Source organism: Massilia sp. HP4 (assembly GCF_005222695.1).
Taxonomy (GTDB): Bacteria; Pseudomonadota; Gammaproteobacteria; order Burkholderiales; family Burkholderiaceae_D; genus Telluria.
The window spans coordinates 79464-95983 of record NZ_STGG01000074.1; the positions used below are offsets into that span (position 1 = coordinate 79464).

Consider the following 16520-nt stretch of genomic DNA (forward strand, 5'->3'; position numbering starts at 1 on the left):
GGCGCCGCGGCACCGTCGTGCGATGATGGGCACGCTGCTGGCGGCCTTCGACCGCCACCTGATGGACGCCCGGCCGCGGGCGCTGGGCGGCGTGCGGCGCGCGCTGGCCGAGTTCCTGTACTTCGGGATCAAGGAAGCGCGCGCCTGCCTGTTCGTGGCCGGCTTCTTCCTGGCGATCCTGGCGATCCCGCGCGCCGGCCTGTTCGGTATCCCGCGCTACGACGTGCTGCTGGTGGTGGCGCTGGCGATCCAGGCCGGCATGGTGTGGTCGCGCCTCGAGACCTGGGACGAATTGAAGGCGGTCTCGCTGTTCCACGCGATCGGCTTCGCGCTCGAAGTATTCAAGGTGTCTGGCAGCATCCAGTCGTGGAGCTATCCGGATTTTGCCTACACCAAGCTGTGGGGCGTGCCGCTGTTCGCCGGCTTCATGTACGCGGCGATCGGCAGCTACATCATCCAGGCCTGGCGCCTGCTCGACCTGCGCGTGCGCCATCATCCCCCATACCCGCTGGCGGCGGGGATCGCCATCCTGATCTACCTGAATTTCTTCACCCATCATTATATCGGCGACTACCGCTGGTACCTGGCGGCCTGCGCGCTGGGCCTGTATGCGCGCACCGAGGTCGTGTTCCGGCCGCTGGACCGCGACCGCCGCATGCCGCTGCTGCTCGGTTTCGTGCTGACCGGCTTCTTCATCTGGCTGGCCGAGAACATCGGCACCTTCTGGGGGGTGTGGCGCTATCCGAACCAGATGGGCGCCTGGTCGGTCGTCCACCTGAGCAAATGGAGTTCGTGGTCGCTGCTGGTGATCATGACCTTCACGATCGTGGCCAGCCTGAAGCACGTGAAGGCCACGGTGCACGTGGCCGAGCGCTGACCAACAGGGCGCGGCCACAAGGCTGGCCCGGGTAGACTACTAACACTTTTGACAATATCGCTCACAGGAATCTCCATGCGCCTGCTTATCGCCCTCATCCTTCCCTGGCTGACTTTCTTCACCATCGGCCGCCCGATCGCCGGCATCATCTGCCTGATCCTGCAAATTACCCTGATCGGCTGGCTGCCGGCGGCTATCTGGGCGGTCTACGCCCTGAGCCAGTACAAGACCGACCAGAAGATCGACCGCGCCCGCCAGCAACGCGAATTCTGACCTCCAGCGGCCGTTGACTGAATAGTACGTTCGTGCATTTTCTACGGTATAGTGGGCAGCTCAGCCAGTGCCACCCACAAGGAGAACAAGCCACATGAGCGCCGACTACCAGGTCCACGGCAGCGTTGCCGTCATCACCCTGAACAACCCGCCGGTCAACGGCCTGGGACTCGCGACCCGCACCGCGGCCGTGCAGGGCGTGCAGGATGCCGAGCGCGATCCGGCGGTCGAGGCGATCGTGCTCATTGGCGCCGGCAAGGCCTTCTCGGGCGGCGCCGACATCCGCGAATTCAATTCGCCGAAGGCGCTCACCGAACCGACCCTGCATTCCCTGATCCGCGCCGTCGAAGGTTCGTCCAAGCCGGTCGTCGCGGCGATCCACGGCGTCGCCATGGGCGGCGGCCTGGAGCTGGCGCTGGGCTGCCACTATCGCGTGGCGCTGCCGGGCGCGCAGATCGCACTGCCGGAGGTAAAACTGGGCCTGATCCCGGGCGCCGGCGGCACCCAGCGCCTGCCGCGCTTATTGGGCCTGGAGCAGGCGCTCGGCATGATCCTGGGTGGCATCCCGGTGCTGTCCGAGAAGCTCGCCGGCACGCCGCTGTTCGACGAGGTGTTCGAGGCGGGCGCCGAGCTGCTGCCGGCCGCCATCGCCTTCGCCGCCAGGGTCGCCGATGCGCGTCCGCTGCCGAAGGTGCGCGATCGTGCGGTCGGGCACCCGGACGCCGCGGGCTTCCTGGCAAAAGCGCGGGCCCAGGTGGATGCCGCGGCCGGCCCGTTCCCGGCGCCGCGCGCCTGCGTCGAGGCGGTGGCGGCCTCGGTCACGGCCGACTCGTTCGAGGACGGCCTGCGCTTCGAGCGCGAGCGCTTCATCCACCTGACCACGACGGGCGAGTCGAAGGCGCTGCGCCACGCCTTCTTTGCCGAGCGCTCGGCCGGCAAGGTGCCGGACGTGCCGGCCGATACGCCGCTGCGCACCATCGCGTCGGCGGCGGTGGTCGGCGCCGGCACCATGGGCGCGGGGATTGCGATGAACTTCGCCAACGCCGGTATTCCGGTGACGATCCTCGAGATGAAACAGGACGCGCTCGACAAGGGCCTGGCGTCGATCCGCAAGGTATACGAGAGCAGCGTTGCGAAGGGCAAGCTGACCGAGGCGCAGCGCGATCAGCGCCTGGCGCTGGTCAAGGGCACCTTGTCCTACGACGCCATCGCCCAGGCCGACATCGTGGTCGAGGCGGTATTCGAGGATATCGACGTCAAGGAGCTCGTGTTCCGCGAGCTGGACCAGGTCATGAAACCAGGCGCGATCCTCGCCACCAATACCTCGACGCTCGACGTGAACCGGATCGCCGCTTTCACGGGACGTCCGCAAGACGTGATCGGCCTGCATTTCTTCAGCCCCGCGCACGTGATGAAACTGCTGGAGATCGTGCGCGGCGCGCGCACCGGCAAGGACGTGCTGGCGACCGCGCTGGCGCTGTCGAAAAAGCTCAAGAAGACCGGGGTGGTCGCGGGCGTGTGCGATGGCTTCATCGGCAACCGCATGCTGGAGCAGTATCTGCGCCAGGCTTACTTCTTGCTGGAAGAAGGCGCGCTGCCGGAGCAGGTCGATCGCGCGATCGAGGCCTTCGGTTTCGCCATGGGGCCGTTCCGCATGAGCGACCTGGCCGGTAACGATATCGGCTGGCATATCCGCAAGCGGCGCGCCATCGACACGCCGGGCTTCACCTATTCGAAGCTGCCCGACCTGTTGTGCGAACAGGGGCGCTTCGGCCAGAAAACGGGAGCCGGCTGGTATGACTACCAGGCGGGCGAGCGCAAGGCGATGCCGTCGGCTGCGGTGAACGAGATGATCGTGGCGCATTCCGGCGAGATCGGCGTGCAGCGGCGCGCGGTGGGCGACGAGGAGATCGTCGCGCGCCTGGTGTATGCGCTGGTGAACGAAGGCGCGAAGATCCTGGAAGAAGGCATCGCACTGCGTGCTTCCGACATCGACATGGTGTACCTGAGCGGCTATGGCTTCCCGCTGCACCGGGGCGGACCGATGTTCCATGCCGATAGCGTCGGTTTGCAGAAGGTGAGGGCGGCGATCGAGGGATTCGCGGGTGCTCGCCAGGGCGAGGCATGGCAGCCGGCGCCGCTGCTGGTGCGCCTGGCGTCGCTCGGGCAGGGATTCAACGGTTAGCAGCAGTATCGAGCGGTCGTCCCGTCCGCACTTCCGGCCGCGTCGCCGATGTAAAAATGCCGCTGGTCTCCCAGCGGCATTTTTCATTCCAAAGCCACGCCTTAGTCGTTGGCGTAAATATTATTGTCCTTGGTCTCCCGCACGAACAAGGCGCCGATCACGAAGGTGATCAGGGCGATGACGATCGGATACCACAGGCCATAATAGATATCGCCCTTGAACGCCACCAGCGCGAAAGCAGTCGTCGGCAGCAGGCCGCCGAACCAGCCGTTACCGATGTGATACGGCAGCGACATCGAGGTATACCGGATCCGGGTCGGGAACATCTCGACCAGCATCGCCGCGATCGGGCCGTACACCATGGTCACATACAGCACCAGGATGAACAGGAACAACACCAGCATCGGCTTGTTGATCTGCGTCGGGTCGGCCTTGTCAGGATAGCCGGCCGCTTTCAGCGCGCCATTCACCTCGGCCTTGAGCGCGGTCTCGCTGGCCAGCGAAGCCTTGTCGAAGTTCAGGTTATCCGGCGTCATGACCGCGTTGAACGAGCGGAACTCGGTCTCGCCGATCTTGATGGTGGCAACGGTGCCAGGCGGCGCATCGATGCGGTTGTAGCTCACCGAAGCGGCGGTCAGCATGCGCGTGGCGATGTCGCACGAGTTCGGGAATTTCTTGGTGCCGGTCGCGTCAACCTGGAAGCTGCAGGTTGCAGGGTCGGCCACGACGACCACCGGCGCGCTGCGGATTGCGGCTTCGAGCGCCGGGTTGCCGTAGTGGGTGATGGCCTTGAAGATCGGGAAGTAGGTGGCGGCGGCGATCACGCAGCCGCCGAGGATGATCCACTTGCGGCCGATCTTGTCCGACAGTGCGCCGAACACGATGAAGAACGGGGTAGCCAGTAGCAGGGCAATCGCGATCAGCACGTTGGCGGTCGGCTCGGCGATCTTGAGCGTCTTGGTCAGGAAGAACAGGGCGTAGAACTGGCCGGTGTACCACACCACTGCCTGGCCCATCGTCAAGCCGAGCAGGGCCAGCAGCGCGACCTTGGCATTCTTCGGCTTGAGGAAGGCTTCCGAAAGCGGCGCCTTCGAGGTCTTGCCCTCGGCCTTCATCTTGGCAAAGGCCGGCGACTCGTTCATCGACAGGCGGATCCACACCGAGATGCCGAGCAGGACGACCGAGATCAGGAAGGGAATCCGCCAGCCCCAGGCCTGGAATTCCTCTTCGCCAGTCAGGGTGCGGGTGCCCAGGATGACCAGGATCGACAGGAACAGGCCGATCGTGGCCGTGGTCTGGATGAAGGACGTGAACAGGCCGCGCTTGCCATGTGGCGCGTGTTCGGCCACGTAGGTGGCGGCGCCACCGTATTCTCCACCCAGCGCCAGGCCTTGCAGGATGCGCAGGGTGACCAGGATGATCGGGGCCGCGATGCCGATCTGGGAATAGCTCGGCAAGATGCCGACCAGGAAGGTCGAGGCGCCCATCAGCAGGATGGTCACCAGGAAGGTGTACTTACGCCCGATCATGTCGCCAAGACGGCCGAACACCAGCGCGCCGAACGGACGTACGATGAAGCCGGCCGCGAAGGCAAGCAGGGCGAAGATGAACGTGGTATTCGGGTCGCCGATGAAGAACTGCTTGGCGATGATGGAAGCGAGCGAACCGTAGAGATAGAAGTCGTACCATTCGAAAACGGTGCCGAGGGAAGAAGCGGCAATGACCTTGCGTTCTTCCTTGGTGAGTCCGGCGGAGGTCGGTGCAGCTTGTCCTCCGACAGTATTGCCGGGTGTGATAGCCATGGGTGTCTCCGTAATTAATTTTGTGTAACCGGAAATGCTGATTGTTGGTCAGCCAACACCACTGTGCGCCCGAAACCTTACGCGAATCTTGCACTTATCTTACGCGGAGCTTACAGCTATGGCTTCTTTCTCCTCTTTTGCCTGTGGGAGAATGGCTCGTCCAAGGCGAGGCATAGTCCTAGCATTGCAAGGCGTAGTGTTTTATAAAAAGCAAATATTACGGATCGCGGCGCCGCAGGCGGCGCGCCGCGTCATTGCCCGCGCGCTGCCCACTCGGTGGCCAGCACCGCGTAGACGTACTCGTCGCCCCAGACGCCGTTGAAGCGATCGTTCTGGACCAGGTGCGCCTCGCGCCGCATGCCCAGGCGCTCGACCACGCCGACCGAGCCGGCATTGGCGGCGTCGAGGCGGGCGAAAATGCGGTGAAAGCCGAGCCGGGCGAAACCGAAATCGATCATCGCCTTGACGGCTTCGGTCGCATACCCCTTGCCGGCGTAGGCGGGATGGAAGACGTAGCCGACCTCGCCCTGCAGGGCGGCCTGGCTGGCCAGCTTGAGCAGTACCTCCCCGAGCACGGCGCCGTCCTCGTCGCGCACGACGGCGAGCTTGAGGATGTCGCCATCGTGCGCGAGTGGCGCGTCCAGCACCCGCCTGAACTGCTGTGCAAGCGCCTCGCCGGCCGGCGCGTGGGCATACAGGTAGCGGTAGACGTCGTCGCGGCCCTGGTAGTCGGCATAGGCTGCGAAGTCGCCGGCGGCGAACGGGCGCAAGGTCAGGCGGGCGGTGCGGATGGGAAGTTGCAGGTCGCGAACGGTCATGGGCGGTATGCGTAGTGGATCGGTTATCGACGTTGGCGGTGGCGGCCCCGCGCAAGCGAAATGCCATATGGTATTCTCGGCCACCAGGCCCGGCCCACTTGGGGAAGGCCGGTCAACCAGCAAAATTCCGGGATAAATGAATGATCAAGCATATCGTAATGTGGAAGTTGAAGGAACAGGCCGAGGGCGCCGACCGCGCCGCCAATGCGCGCGAGATGAAGCGCCGGCTCGATGAGTGCGCGCAGATCGTGCCGGGCATCGTCACCTTCGAAGTGACCCTCGCCCAGCCCGACCTCGAAGCGACCTATGACGTGGTGCTGTATTCGGAATTCGCCGATCGCGCCGCGCTCGAAGCCTATATCAAGCATCCGACCCACCAGGCCGTCGTGCCGTTTATCGGGGCGATCCGCGAAGCGCGCCAGTGCATGGACTACGAGGTCTTAGCGGCATTCCGATAGAAAAAGGAGACCGTATGCGCACTACCCAGGAACTGTTCTCGCTCAAGGGCAAGACTGCCATCGTGACTGGCGGCTCGCGCGGGCTCGGCCTGCAGATGGCGCAGGCGCTCGGCGAGCAGGGCGCGCGCCTGGTGATCGCCTCGCGCAAGCAGGACGAGCTCGACGCCAGCGTGGCCCGCTTGCACGCGCTCGGCATCGAAGCCAGCTGCTTTGCCGGCGACCTGTCCGATCCGGGCCAGGCGCAACGCCTGGTCGAAGAGGCGATCGATCGCCTGGGCCAGGTCGACATCCTGCTCAATAACGCCGGCGCCACCTGGGGCGCGCCGGCCGAGGATTACCCGCTCGACGCCTGGGACAAGGTGATGAACCTGAACGTGCGCTCGATCTTCCTGGTGTCGCAGGCGGTCGGCAAGCTGTCCATGATCCCGCGCCGCTACGGGCGCATCATCAATATCTCGTCGATCGCCGGCCTGGCCGGCAACCCGCCCGATGCGATGCAGACGCTGGCGTACAACACGTCCAAGGGCGCGGTGGTAAATTTCACCCGTACGCTTGCCGGTGAGTGGGGGCGCTACGGCATCACGGTCAATTCGATCGCGCCCGGCTTCTTCCCGTCAAAGATGACCAAGGGCGTGCTGGCCACCTACGGCGCCGACGGGCTCGCGGCCCATGCGCCCCTGGGGCGGCTGGGCGACGACGAGGACCTGAAGGGCGCCGTGGTGCTGTTCGCCTCCGACGCCGGCAAGCACATCACGGGCCAGATACTGGCGGTCGACGGAGGAGTCACGGCGGTATAAGCAAGCAAGGAGGGGCAGATGGACGAGTTTCACGGAAAGGTCGCGGTCATCACGGGCGCCGCCAGCGGCATGGGGCGCGAGTTCGCCAACCTGGCCGGCAGCCTGGGCATGAAGCTGGTGCTGGCCGACGTCCAGCCCAAGGCGCTCGAGAAGGCCGCCGACGAACTGGCCAGGCACGCCGAAGTGCTGGCCATGGTGTGCGACGTGCGCAAGGGTGCGCACGTGCAGGAACTGGCGGATTCGGCGATGGCGCGCTTCGGCGCGGTGCACCTGGTGTTCAACAATGCCGGTGTCGGCGCGGGTGGCCTGGTCTGGGAGAACTCCGAAGAAGACTGGGAGTGGGTGCTGGGCGTGAACCTGTGGGGCGCGATCCACGGCGTGCGCGTGTTTACGCGCGTGATGCTCGAATGCGCGGCGCAGGATCCCGGCTACCGCGGCTGGATCGTCAACACGGCCTCGATGGCGGGGCTGCTCAATTCGCCGGCGCTGGGCGTCTACAACGTCTCGAAGCACGCCGTGGTGTCGCTCACCGAGACGCTGTACCACGACCTCAAGCTGGTCGACGCGCCGATCGGCGTGTCGGTGCTGTGCCCGTATTTCATCCCGACGGCGATCGCGCAATCGCACCGCCACCGGCCGGACGAACTGCGCACCGACGAGATCATGACCGCCAGCCAGATGGCGGCGCAGGCCCTGACCGAGAAGGCGGTCGGTTCGGGCAAGGTGTCGGCGGCCGACGTGGCCCGGCTCACTTTCGACGCGATCCGCGAAGAGCGCTTTTATGTGTTCTCGCACCCGCAGGCGCTGGGGGCGGTAGCCGAGCGGATGGATGCGCTCGTTCACGCACGCCAGCCGGCCGACCCGTATGCGGCGACGCCGCATTTGAAGGAGATCCTGAAGGCAGGCATGAAAGGCCGACGATAGGGTTGGCGGCTACGCCGCCGACGCGGTGATGGTTGGCAGCGAGATCATCTGGAACGGAATCGGCACCGATAACAATCGACGCGTCGGCGGCAAACCGCGGGGCCGCCGAGGCCAACCCTGCGTTTTCAGGTCGCGGCGACAACCCCCGGCTGCACCACCCGCTCCTGCAATTCCGGCGCCGCATCGCGATACAGCTTGACCACGGTCGAGGTGCGCGTGCCATACCCGGGCGACTCGATGCACACCGGTGACAGCATGCGCTCCATCTCGATCGGCATGCCGGTCTCGGGCAGCCGCACGTCGGGCGCGCGCGTGGTATCGGCCAGCATCTCGAAATAGGCATCTTCGGGCGCACCCTGGCACAGCAGGCTTGCGAATTGCGCCTTGGTGCGCAGCACCTTGGGCCAGGGCGTGTCCAGCAGGCCGTTCGAGATGCCGTAGATGCGGCCGCGGTCGAGCGGCTGGCCGTTGCGCGGGTCTTGCGCGCCGCGGTTCGAGTACCAATACAGGTTCTCGCGGTCGCCCAGCACCAGGTTGTAGCCGTTGTACAGGTCGGGCCGCGCCGCCAGCTCGGCCACGTAGGCCGCCGCATCGAGCTCGCCGCGCAGGTAGTCGGCCACCAGCGCGCCGCGCGACGGTGCGTCGCTGCGGCGTTCGCCGGGGGCGCGGATATTGGTCAGCGCCGCGAAGCGCGGACCGGTCGGGCCGGTCACCGATACGCCCATCCAGCTGCCGCCGCCCTGCAGGTCGCGGCCCGCGATCACGTGCGGCGCCTGCGGCCAGGGGCCGGCCGGGGCGGCCGGTCGGTCATAGAATTCATCGCGGTTGGCGCAGGCGATGACGGGCACGCCGGGGACGACATGCCAGGCGAACACGATCAGGCACATGGCGGCAAGTCCGTAAAGATCTCGAGGCGGCGCGGGCCGGCGAGATGGTGGTCGATGCCGGCCGCGCCGGCCGCCTGCGCCAGCATCGCCTCGAAGCCGCCGGGCACGCCCGGATAGACTTCCATCCAGGTCTGCAGGCCGTCCTTGTCTTCAGGCCGGCGCTTGAGCTGGACCAGCACGCCCGCATCTTGCGCCAGCCGGTGCTGCATGGCGTGCACCAGCGGCGCCAGCGCGGCGGCGTCCTCGTTGCGGACCTTGTAGTAGACGTAGAAGTCGCGCATCGCTAGTCGTCGACCGCGTCGAGGCTGTAGGGCATGGGCAGGAAGTGCAGCGGCGCGCCGGCGCTCGAGCCGAGCGAGATCTGCTCGCCCAGCGCGGCCAGCTTGATCTCGACCAGCGCATCGGCGCCGCCGCGGCCATTCGGCGCGGCATTGACCACCATGCCGCAGGGCTGGTCGGGGTCGGCCTTCGAAAACACTTCGTCGCCAGCGCGGGCGGCGGCATCGTCGATGCTGGCCAGCGTGGTGCGGCGCTTGATCTTGCCCAGGTATTTGGTGCGCGCGACGATTTCCTGGCCCGGATAGCAGCCCTTCTTGAAATTGACCCCGCCCAGCAGCTCGAGGTTGACCATCTGCGGCACGAATTGTTCTTGGGTCGCCGCATCCACCTGCGGCTCGCCGGCGTGGATCGCGGCCAGGCGCCAGGCCTGGTTGCCGCCCAGGGCCAGCTCGCCCCCGAGCGCGGCGAGGGCGGCGCTGGCGGCCTGGCCCGATGCGATCCACAGGTAGCGCGGCGCGCCGAAGGCGTCGTTCAGGCGCAGCACCGTGCCGAACTGGCCATCGGTCTTGCTCATCGGCGTGGCGGGCAAGGTATCGACGAAGCGGCCGAGGGCCGCCGTCGCCCTGGCGCCGCCGAAACCGAGGACGGCCTCGAACGGCGCTTCGTCGGTCGCGTCGCGCAGCTTGGCTTTGCTGCGCAGCACAAACATCGACAGGCGTTTTTGCAGCGGCGCCTGGATCGCGCGCGGCAGCTGCAAATACACGGCATCTGCGTCGCGCCACATCAGGAAGCTGGCTTGCAGGCGGCCTTTCGGCGTGCAGAAACCGGCGAAGCGTGCGTCGCCCTGTTGCAGGTGCTCGACATCGTTGGTGAGCTGCGCATGCAGGAATGTCGCGGCTTGTTCGCCGGCCACGGCGATCAGGCCCTGGTCGGTGACGGTGGCGACGAAGCCGGCCGCGAGCGCGTCGGTATCCAGGGGCTGGTCGAAGTCCTCGACCCTGGTTGCGTCGTCGGGATGGAAGCGTGCGCCATGCGTGGCGAGGTGATCAGTCCAGTTACTCATGAAATTCCGAGGTATTTTGGCAATTAGGCTTTATCATTACGGCCTCATTATAGAGTTGTCGGGAAAATCGCGCCGGGAGCGCCGCAATCGGCATTGGCATCCGTGTTTGAACCCGCACACACCACATGGCATTCTTGAAAAAATTACTCGTTACCGGTGTCGTGGTCGCGCTGGCAGCCGCAGGCGGATTCTCCTGGTGGACCAAGCACTCCCTCACCACCGGCGGTGAACCGATCGAATTCACGATCAATCCCGGCAGCGGCGTCGCATCGAGCGCCCAGCAGATGGTGGCGGCCGGCGTCCCGATCAACCCGACCATGTTCGTGCTGCTGGCACGCCTGACGGGCGACGCCGGCCGCATCAAGGCCGGCAGCTATGAACTGAAACCCGATACCAGTCCGCGTCGCCTGCTGACCCAGCTGGTGCGCGGTGAGTTCGCGCAAGAAGCGATCACCATCATCGAAGGCTGGAGCTTCCGCCAGATGCGCCAGGCGATCAGCAGCCATGACCGCCTCAGGCACGACACCGTCAAGCTGTCCGACCAGGAATTGATGGGCAAGATATCGACCGAGTTCAAGGAACCGGAAGGCCTGTTCTTCCCGGACACCTATTTGTTCGCCAAGGGCTCGTCGGAAATCGAGATCTACCGGCGCGCGCACCAGGCCATGCTGGATCACTTGAACGCGGCCTGGGACAAGCGCAACAAGGAGCTGCCTTATAAAACGCCGTACGAGGCGCTGATCATGGCCTCGATCGTCGAGAAAGAGACCGGCCAGAAGAGCGAGCGCAATATGATCGCCGGCGTGTTCGTCAATCGCCTGCGCACCGGCATGCTGCTGCAGACCGATCCAACCGTGATCTACGGCATGGGCGAAGCCTATGCGGGCCAGATCCGCAAGAAGGACCTGCTGACGGATACCCCTTACAATACCTATACGCGGGGCGGGCTGCCGCCGACACCGATCGCACTGCCTGGTTTGCAGTCGCTGAACGCGGCGCTTGCGCCGGCCGAGACCCCGGCGCTGTATTTCGTGGCGCGCGGCGATGGCACCAGCCATTTCTCGAACAACCTGCTGGACCATAACCGGGCGGTCAACCGTTTCCAGCGCGGCATCACCAACCAGCCACTCACCGAATCCCATTAACACGAAGCAGGGTAGCACATGCAGGGCAAGTTCATCACATTCGAGGGCATCGACGGGGCCGGAAAATCGACCCACATCGGCTTCGTCACCGACTACCTCACCACGCGCGGCAAGCAAGTCGTCTCGTCGCGCGAGCCGGGCGGCACGCCGCTGGGCGAAAAGCTGCGCGACCTGCTGCTGCACGAAAAGATGCACCTGGAGACCGAGGCGCTCCTGATGTTCGCCAGCCGGCGCGAGCATATCGCCCAGGTCATCGCCCCCAACCTGGCCGACGGCAAATGGGTGCTGTCCGACCGCTTTACCGACGCCAGCTTCGCCTACCAGAGCGGCGGCCGCGGCCTGGCGCGCGACAAGATGGAGGCACTCGAAGCCTGGGTGCACCATGACCTGCAGCCCGACCTGACCCTGCTGTTCGACGTCCCGCTCGAGGTGGCGCGCCAGCGCCTGGACGCGACCCGCACGCTGGACAAGTTCGAGCGTGAACAGGCCGATTTCTTCGCCAGGTGCCGCGCCGAATACCTGCGCCGGGCCGGGCAGGACCCAGGCCGCATCGTGGTGGTCGACTCGACCCGCGGCATCGACGAGATCCAGGCTGAGCTGGCCGACATCCTGTCGCGACTGCTGTAGCGGCAGGCCGCCGTGGCGCCGGACCCCTAGGGAAGCGCTGATTTATTCATGGCGGCGGTCTTGGCACGGAAAAAAGCGCCCTGCAGCGTTGTAAATCCTCGCCATACCACGCGGTATGGCTGCGGTTTACGCCTTGCCGGGCGCCTTTTTCCGTCGCCAATCCCATCCGCCAGAATAAATCAGCGCTTCCCTAGTGCCAAGGTCCTATTGCCAATCGATCGCGCAATGCGTTAAGTTCATGCGATGACTCGCCGTTCGGGCGCCGTCGCGCATGGACGAGCGTGATCCTATGCAGCCTCAACGGGAGTTCGCCATGAACGATCGCGCCCCGGCGGACACCGGAGATCCCACGTGCGTCGCCCCACCGGGCGGTGCCGCCGCCGCGCCGCCGACCTCACCCGATAGCAGCGCCGGCAAGCGCCCGGCCATCGCCCAGGCGTCGGCCATCACCCGGATCGTGGTGTCGATCCATGGCATGGGCGACCAGCTGCGCAGCGACACCAGCCAGGCCGTCGCCGCGCGTTTCGCGCGCAGCTACGATGTCGATGCGCCGGTGATGCCGCTCGGGCATTTCAGCATCGCCCATGGCAGCGCGACGCGCTGGAGCGTGCTGCGCACCAGGAATCCCCGCCTGCGCCAGACCGGCTTCGCCGAGGTGTATTGGGCCGATATTCCGCGCCAGCTGGTCCAGAAGGCCGATACGCTCGAGGAAACCAGGAAATGGGGCCGCAGCGTCGTCAGCCGCGCGCGCGCCACTTACCGCGACCTGGTGCCCGAGGGGGAGCTGAGCGATGGGCATTTCGTGCAGGGCGCGGACGCGATCGATACGATTATCGAGGGCATCGGGGTGCTCGAGTGGGTCGTGGCCCGCGCCGGCAAGGTCTTGCCGCTGCGTCACTCGGTTGCGGGGATCCTGCGCGACCACCTGGGCGACGTGCAGACGGTGACCGAGTTTCCGCAGTACCGCAACCTGATCCTGTACCGCTTCCATGCGATCCTCAACGAGATCGTCGCCGCGTTCCCGGGCCAGCCTGGCAGCAAGCCCGAGATCTACCTGGTGGCGCACAGCGAAGGTTCGGTCGTCACCCTGCTGGCGCTGCTGCAGGCCCTGTCGGCCACGCAGCTGGCCGACCCGGATGGCAAGGGGCCGGCCCAGCATGGCGGATGGGTGGAACATGTGCGGGGCTTGATGACGATCGGCGCCCCGATCGACAAGCACATCGCGCTCTGGCCCGAGCTGTGGGATTTCAGTTTCTTTACCGAGATCGAGTGCGGCCGCGTCGCGATCGCGCCGTGCGCCGATCGCCAGCGCATAACGCAACTGGCGCGCCAGATCAAATGGAAGAATTATTACGACTACGGCGACCCGGTGGGCTTCCGGCTCGACGAAACGCGCCGCCTGCTCGAGCGCACCGGCTGCCGCGCCTTCGAGTTCCACTCGGTGAACGACGATCACGGCTATAGCCGCTCCTGGCTGCCCGGCAAGGCGCACGTCGACTACTGGAACGACGACGCCGTGTTCACCCACTTCATCGACGCCGTGATGGAACCGGCCGAGCGCACCGACATGGTGCCGCCGCCGGCCAGCCGGCGCTTCCACGAGGGTGCCGCCAAGTTCATCCCCTACCTGTTCGCCTTCGCGCTGCACTATATGGCCTTGATGATGCTGGCCTGGGCCCTCGCGCCCGGCGCCTGGCCGGGCCTGGCGCGCTTTATAGAGGCGCTGGCGCCCGCATGCGGCCTGTTCGTGCTCACCTTCGCCGTGCGGATGCCGCAACTGGTACGCCACGACCGGCGCTGGATGGTGGCGCTGCTGGCGTGCGGCATCGCGGCCGGGCTGGCGTCGTGGTGGATGGAGGCGCGGCTGGTGCAGGACCTGAGCCAGCGGATCGGCTACTGGATGCCGGCGGCGTGGCGCGACCCCGATTACCTGAGGTGGTTGCCGCTGGGACTGGGCGCGCTGCTGTCGCTGCTGGCGTGGTTCGCCCCGCTATGCCGTTTCGGGGCCAGCCGCAGCTGGCTGGTCGCCGCCGCGCTTGCGGCGTGCATCGTCCTGGCCGCCAGCGGGCCGGCCGCGCCGATCGCCGGCGGTCACACGATGCAGGTGCTGGCCGCCTTCGGCATGTTCATCGGCCTGTGGTGGCTCGGCATCATCCTGTTCGACCTCGCTTTCGTCTGGCATCGCTACATCCGTTATTCGGTGACCGTGCGCACCTTGCGCGACTGGCAGCGGCACCGCGATGCGCAGGGCGATCCCTACTGGGGGCTGGGCCAGCCGGCGCGCAAGGAGACCGTCTCGGTCTAGCCGTGCCGACGGCGCCGCGATTTGGTTTACAATCCCCATCTCGCCGAGCCTGGCGAGCGCATCGGCGCGCGCGCGCGAAGTTCTGGAGGATTGGTTGGTGACGATGTACCCGTGGCAGCAAGCCGCATGGACGCAGCTTCAGCAGATGCGCGAGCGCATGCCGCACGCGATCCTGTTCCATGGCCCGGCAGGTACCGGCAAGGCCGACTTTATCGAAGCCTTTGCCCAGGCCTTGCTGTGCGAGAGCCCGCGTCCCGACGGCCACGCCTGCGCGGCCTGCGCGTCGTGCGGCTGGTTCGTCCAGCACAACCATCCCGATTACCGCCGCGTACGGCCCGAAGCGCTGGAAGACGAGCCGCCGGCCGACGGCGAAGAGGGCGATGGCGAGCGCAAGTCGAAGTCGACCAGGGCGCCATCGAAAGAGATCAAGATCGAGCAGATCCGCAATCTGTCGGACTTCATGAACATCTCGACCCACCGCCAGGGCTTGCGGGTGGTGGTGCTGTATCCGGCCGAGGCGCTGAACATGCCGGCCTCGAACGCGCTGCTCAAGACGCTCGAGGAACCGCCGCCCGGCACCGTATTCCTGCTGTCTTCCAATAGTCTCGATCGCCTGTTGCCGACGATCCTGTCGCGCTGCCGCAAGTTCGCGCTGCCGACGCCGTCGCACGACGCGGCCCTGGCCTGGCTCAAGGAACAGGGTGTGCCGGACGCCGACAGCTGGTTGCGCGAGCAGGGCGGGGCGCCGCTGGCGGCCCTGGCCGAGTCGGGCAACGGCAGCCGCGACGAGATGGATGCGCTGCTGCAGTTCCTGTCGCGGCCGGCGCCGGATGGCGCGCTGCGCACCGCCGAGAAGCTGGCCAAGGCCGAGCTGCCGGCCGTGGTGTCCTGGACCCAGCGCTGGCTGTACGATGTCTTTTCGTACAAGTTGTCGGGCAGTATCCGCTACTATCCGCGTTACCAGAAGGAGCTCGCGGCGCTCGCCGGCCGTGCTCCCGCAGCCAGCCTGCTGCGCGCCATCAAGGCGGTGAACGAGCGACGCGCTGTGGCGGATCATCCTTTGTCGGCAAAATTGTTTGTCGAAGATATGCTGCTTGAGTACACTGCGTGCTGCACATGAAAGGAAGCCGATGAGCGCCAGCCAGCCAGAGACGAACGCAGCCCAGGCCCCGCGGCCTTCGGTGCTGTCGCTGGCGATCAAGGAAAAGGCGGCGCTGTATGCGGCCTATATGCCGTTCCTGAAGAACGGCGGCATGTTCGTGCCCACCAACAAGCCCTACAAGATCGGCGACGAGATCTACCTGATCCTGGCACTGATGGAAGACCCCAATAAATACCCGATCGCCGGCACCGTGGCCTGGATCACCCCGAGCGGCGCCAATAATAACAAGGCGCAAGGTATCGGCGTGCATTTCCCGGCCGACGAGGCCGGCCAGCGCGCCAAGGCCCGCATCGAAGAAATCCTCGGCGCGGCGCTGCGCTCGTCGCGCGCGACCCACACCTTGTAAATCACCTGCCTCATTTCATCAAGCTGCATGCCATCCTACATCCATCGCCTGGCCCGACGCGACGACCTGCCGGTCATCGTCGACATCTACAACTCCACCATCGCTTCGCGCGAAGTGACCGCCGATACCGAACCGGTGACGGTCGAATCGCGGGTGGGCTGGTTCAACGACCACGCGCCGGAACGCCGGCCGCTGTGGGTGATCCACGACTCCGACGACAAGAGCGACGCTCCCGAGGTGCTGGGCTGGCTGTCGTACTCGAATTTCTATGGCCGCCCGGCTTATTCGGGCACGGCCGAGGTGTCGATCTATATCGCCGAAAGTGCGCGCGGCAAGGGGCTGGGGCGCTACTGCCTGGAGCTGGCGATCGCGTTTGCGCCCGAGGTCAAGGTGCATACCTTGCTGGGGTTTATCTTCGGGCATAACCAGCCGAGCTTGGCGCTGTTCGGTAAGTATGGCTTCGAGACCTGGGCGAATTTCCCGCGGGTGGCCAACCTGGATGGGATTGAGCGCGATCTGATCATTCTTGGCAAGCGCGTTGTGGATTGACAGTAAACTGAATGCGGCGCACG

17 protein-coding genes are annotated in these 16520 nt (G+C 65.9%); 12 read left to right on the top strand and 5 right to left on the bottom strand.

Going from position 1 to position 16520, the window contains the following annotated elements:
* Positions 1-61: 61 nt before the first annotated feature.
* From E8M83_RS25625 to E8M83_RS25635, 3 genes are all read left to right on the top strand, one after another.
* Positions 62-877: a DUF817 domain-containing protein gene (locus E8M83_RS25625; RefSeq protein WP_229491931.1), complete on the top strand. Its 816-nt coding sequence runs from the start codon at positions 62-64 to the stop codon at positions 875-877.
* 75 nt (positions 878-952) lie between these two features.
* Positions 953-1150: a YqaE/Pmp3 family membrane protein gene (locus E8M83_RS25630; protein ID WP_137176178.1), complete on the top strand. Its 198-nt coding sequence runs from the start codon at positions 953-955 to the stop codon at positions 1148-1150.
* A 94-nt stretch (positions 1151-1244) separates the two neighbouring features.
* Positions 1245-3335 carry a 3-hydroxyacyl-CoA dehydrogenase NAD-binding domain-containing protein gene (locus E8M83_RS25635; RefSeq protein ID WP_137176179.1) on the top strand — a complete coding sequence of 697 codons (2091 nt, stop codon included), beginning with the start codon at positions 1245-1247 and terminating at the stop codon, positions 3333-3335.
* Between the two features lie 101 nt (positions 3336-3436).
* On the opposite strand, the gene E8M83_RS25640 is transcribed toward E8M83_RS25635, so the two are convergent.
* Entirely contained in the window at positions 3437-5137 is a 1701-nt protein-coding gene (locus E8M83_RS25640) for an MFS transporter (protein ID WP_137176180.1), read from the bottom strand.
* Between the two features lie 251 nt (positions 5138-5388).
* On the bottom strand, positions 5389-5955 hold the full coding sequence (locus E8M83_RS25645; protein WP_137176181.1) for a GNAT family N-acetyltransferase: 567 nt from the start codon (positions 5953-5955) through the stop codon (positions 5389-5391).
* A 140-nt stretch (positions 5956-6095) separates the two neighbouring features.
* On the opposite strand from E8M83_RS25645, the gene E8M83_RS25650 reads away from it, so the two are divergent.
* The 3 genes from E8M83_RS25650 to E8M83_RS25660 are packed head-to-tail and all read left to right on the top strand — an operon-like array spanning position 6096 to position 8134.
* A complete protein-coding gene (locus E8M83_RS25650; RefSeq protein WP_137176182.1) occupies positions 6096-6413 on the top strand; it encodes a Dabb family protein in 318 nt (105 codons plus the stop codon).
* 14 nt (positions 6414-6427) lie between these two features.
* Positions 6428-7210, top strand: coding sequence for an SDR family oxidoreductase (locus tag E8M83_RS25655; RefSeq protein ID WP_137176183.1), 783 nt, complete (start codon positions 6428-6430; stop codon positions 7208-7210).
* A gap of 18 nt (positions 7211-7228) precedes the next feature.
* A complete protein-coding gene (locus E8M83_RS25660; RefSeq protein WP_137176184.1) occupies positions 7229-8134 on the top strand; it encodes an SDR family oxidoreductase in 906 nt (301 codons plus the stop codon).
* Between the two features lie 125 nt (positions 8135-8259).
* On the opposite strand, the gene E8M83_RS25665 is transcribed toward E8M83_RS25660, so the two are convergent.
* From E8M83_RS25665 to E8M83_RS25675, 3 genes are read right to left on the bottom strand one after another with little or no spacing between them, the layout of a single operon-like run.
* Positions 8260-9021: an NRDE family protein gene (locus E8M83_RS25665; RefSeq protein ID WP_137176185.1), complete on the bottom strand. Its 762-nt coding sequence runs from the start codon at positions 9019-9021 to the stop codon at positions 8260-8262.
* A complete protein-coding gene (locus E8M83_RS25670; RefSeq protein ID WP_137176186.1) occupies positions 9012-9302 on the bottom strand; it encodes a DUF4936 family protein in 291 nt (96 codons plus the stop codon). Before E8M83_RS25670 ends, E8M83_RS25665 begins: the two co-directional genes overlap by 10 nt.
* Before the next feature lie 2 nt (positions 9303-9304).
* Positions 9305-10363: a folate-binding protein YgfZ gene (locus tag E8M83_RS25675; RefSeq protein ID WP_137176187.1), complete on the bottom strand. Its 1059-nt coding sequence runs from the start codon at positions 10361-10363 to the stop codon at positions 9305-9307.
* A gap of 125 nt (positions 10364-10488) precedes the next feature.
* Between E8M83_RS25675 and mltG the strand changes: the two genes are divergently transcribed.
* The 6 genes from mltG to E8M83_RS25705 all read left to right on the top strand — a co-directional run bounded on the left by mltG (position 10489) and on the right by E8M83_RS25705 (position 16497).
* Positions 10489-11508, top strand: coding sequence for an endolytic transglycosylase MltG (gene mltG, locus E8M83_RS25680; RefSeq protein ID WP_170976925.1), 1020 nt, complete (start codon positions 10489-10491; stop codon positions 11506-11508).
* 18 nt (positions 11509-11526) lie between these two features.
* Positions 11527-12135 (top strand): dTMP kinase, encoded by a 609-nt coding sequence (gene tmk / locus E8M83_RS25685; RefSeq protein ID WP_137176188.1) that lies wholly within the window; start codon positions 11527-11529, stop codon positions 12133-12135.
* Positions 12136-12448: 313 nt separating this feature from the next.
* The gene (locus E8M83_RS25690; protein WP_137176189.1) at positions 12449-14440 is read left to right on the top strand and encodes a hypothetical protein; all 1992 of its coding nucleotides are present in this window, start codon (positions 12449-12451) and stop codon (positions 14438-14440) included.
* A gap of 103 nt (positions 14441-14543) precedes the next feature.
* A complete protein-coding gene (locus E8M83_RS25695; RefSeq protein ID WP_137176209.1) occupies positions 14544-15560 on the top strand; it encodes a DNA polymerase III subunit delta' in 1017 nt (338 codons plus the stop codon).
* Between the two features lie 10 nt (positions 15561-15570).
* Positions 15571-15948, top strand: a complete 378-nt coding sequence (locus E8M83_RS25700; RefSeq protein ID WP_137176190.1) for a PilZ domain-containing protein — start codon at positions 15571-15573, stop codon at positions 15946-15948.
* A gap of 27 nt (positions 15949-15975) precedes the next feature.
* A complete protein-coding gene (locus E8M83_RS25705) occupies positions 15976-16497 on the top strand; it encodes a GNAT family N-acetyltransferase (protein ID WP_137176191.1) in 522 nt (173 codons plus the stop codon).
* Positions 16498-16520: the final 23 nt, after the last annotated feature.

What these genes read in the sequence shown, in the direction of transcription:
- E8M83_RS25625 (WP_229491931.1), top strand. Translation starts at nt 62, where the DNA reads ATGGACGCCCGGCCGCGGGCGCTGGGCGGCGTGCGGCGCGCGCTGGCC.
- E8M83_RS25630 (WP_137176178.1), top strand. Translation starts at nt 953, where the DNA reads ATGCGCCTGCTTATCGCCCTCATCCTTCCCTGGCTGACTTTCTTCACC.
- E8M83_RS25635 (WP_137176179.1), top strand. Translation starts at nt 1,245, where the DNA reads ATGAGCGCCGACTACCAGGTCCACGGCAGCGTTGCCGTCATCACCCTG.
- E8M83_RS25640 (WP_137176180.1), bottom strand. Translation starts at nt 5,137, where the DNA reads ATGGCTATCACACCCGGCAATACTGTCGGAGGACAAGCTGCACCGACC.
- E8M83_RS25645 (WP_137176181.1), bottom strand. Translation starts at nt 5,955, where the DNA reads ATGACCGTTCGCGACCTGCAACTTCCCATCCGCACCGCCCGCCTGACC.
- E8M83_RS25650 (WP_137176182.1), top strand. Translation starts at nt 6,096, where the DNA reads ATGATCAAGCATATCGTAATGTGGAAGTTGAAGGAACAGGCCGAGGGC.
- E8M83_RS25655 (WP_137176183.1), top strand. Translation starts at nt 6,428, where the DNA reads ATGCGCACTACCCAGGAACTGTTCTCGCTCAAGGGCAAGACTGCCATC.
- E8M83_RS25660 (WP_137176184.1), top strand. Translation starts at nt 7,229, where the DNA reads ATGGACGAGTTTCACGGAAAGGTCGCGGTCATCACGGGCGCCGCCAGC.
- E8M83_RS25665 (WP_137176185.1), bottom strand. Translation starts at nt 9,021, where the DNA reads ATGTGCCTGATCGTGTTCGCCTGGCATGTCGTCCCCGGCGTGCCCGTC.
- E8M83_RS25670 (WP_137176186.1), bottom strand. Translation starts at nt 9,302, where the DNA reads ATGCGCGACTTCTACGTCTACTACAAGGTCCGCAACGAGGACGCCGCC.
- E8M83_RS25675 (WP_137176187.1), bottom strand. Translation starts at nt 10,363, where the DNA reads ATGAGTAACTGGACTGATCACCTCGCCACGCATGGCGCACGCTTCCAT.
- mltG (WP_170976925.1), top strand. Translation starts at nt 10,489, where the DNA reads ATGGCATTCTTGAAAAAATTACTCGTTACCGGTGTCGTGGTCGCGCTG.
- tmk (WP_137176188.1), top strand. Translation starts at nt 11,527, where the DNA reads ATGCAGGGCAAGTTCATCACATTCGAGGGCATCGACGGGGCCGGAAAA.
- E8M83_RS25690 (WP_137176189.1), top strand. Translation starts at nt 12,449, where the DNA reads ATGAACGATCGCGCCCCGGCGGACACCGGAGATCCCACGTGCGTCGCC.
- E8M83_RS25695 (WP_137176209.1), top strand. Translation starts at nt 14,544, where the DNA reads ATGTACCCGTGGCAGCAAGCCGCATGGACGCAGCTTCAGCAGATGCGC.
- E8M83_RS25700 (WP_137176190.1), top strand. Translation starts at nt 15,571, where the DNA reads ATGAGCGCCAGCCAGCCAGAGACGAACGCAGCCCAGGCCCCGCGGCCT.
- E8M83_RS25705 (WP_137176191.1), top strand. Translation starts at nt 15,976, where the DNA reads ATGCCATCCTACATCCATCGCCTGGCCCGACGCGACGACCTGCCGGTC.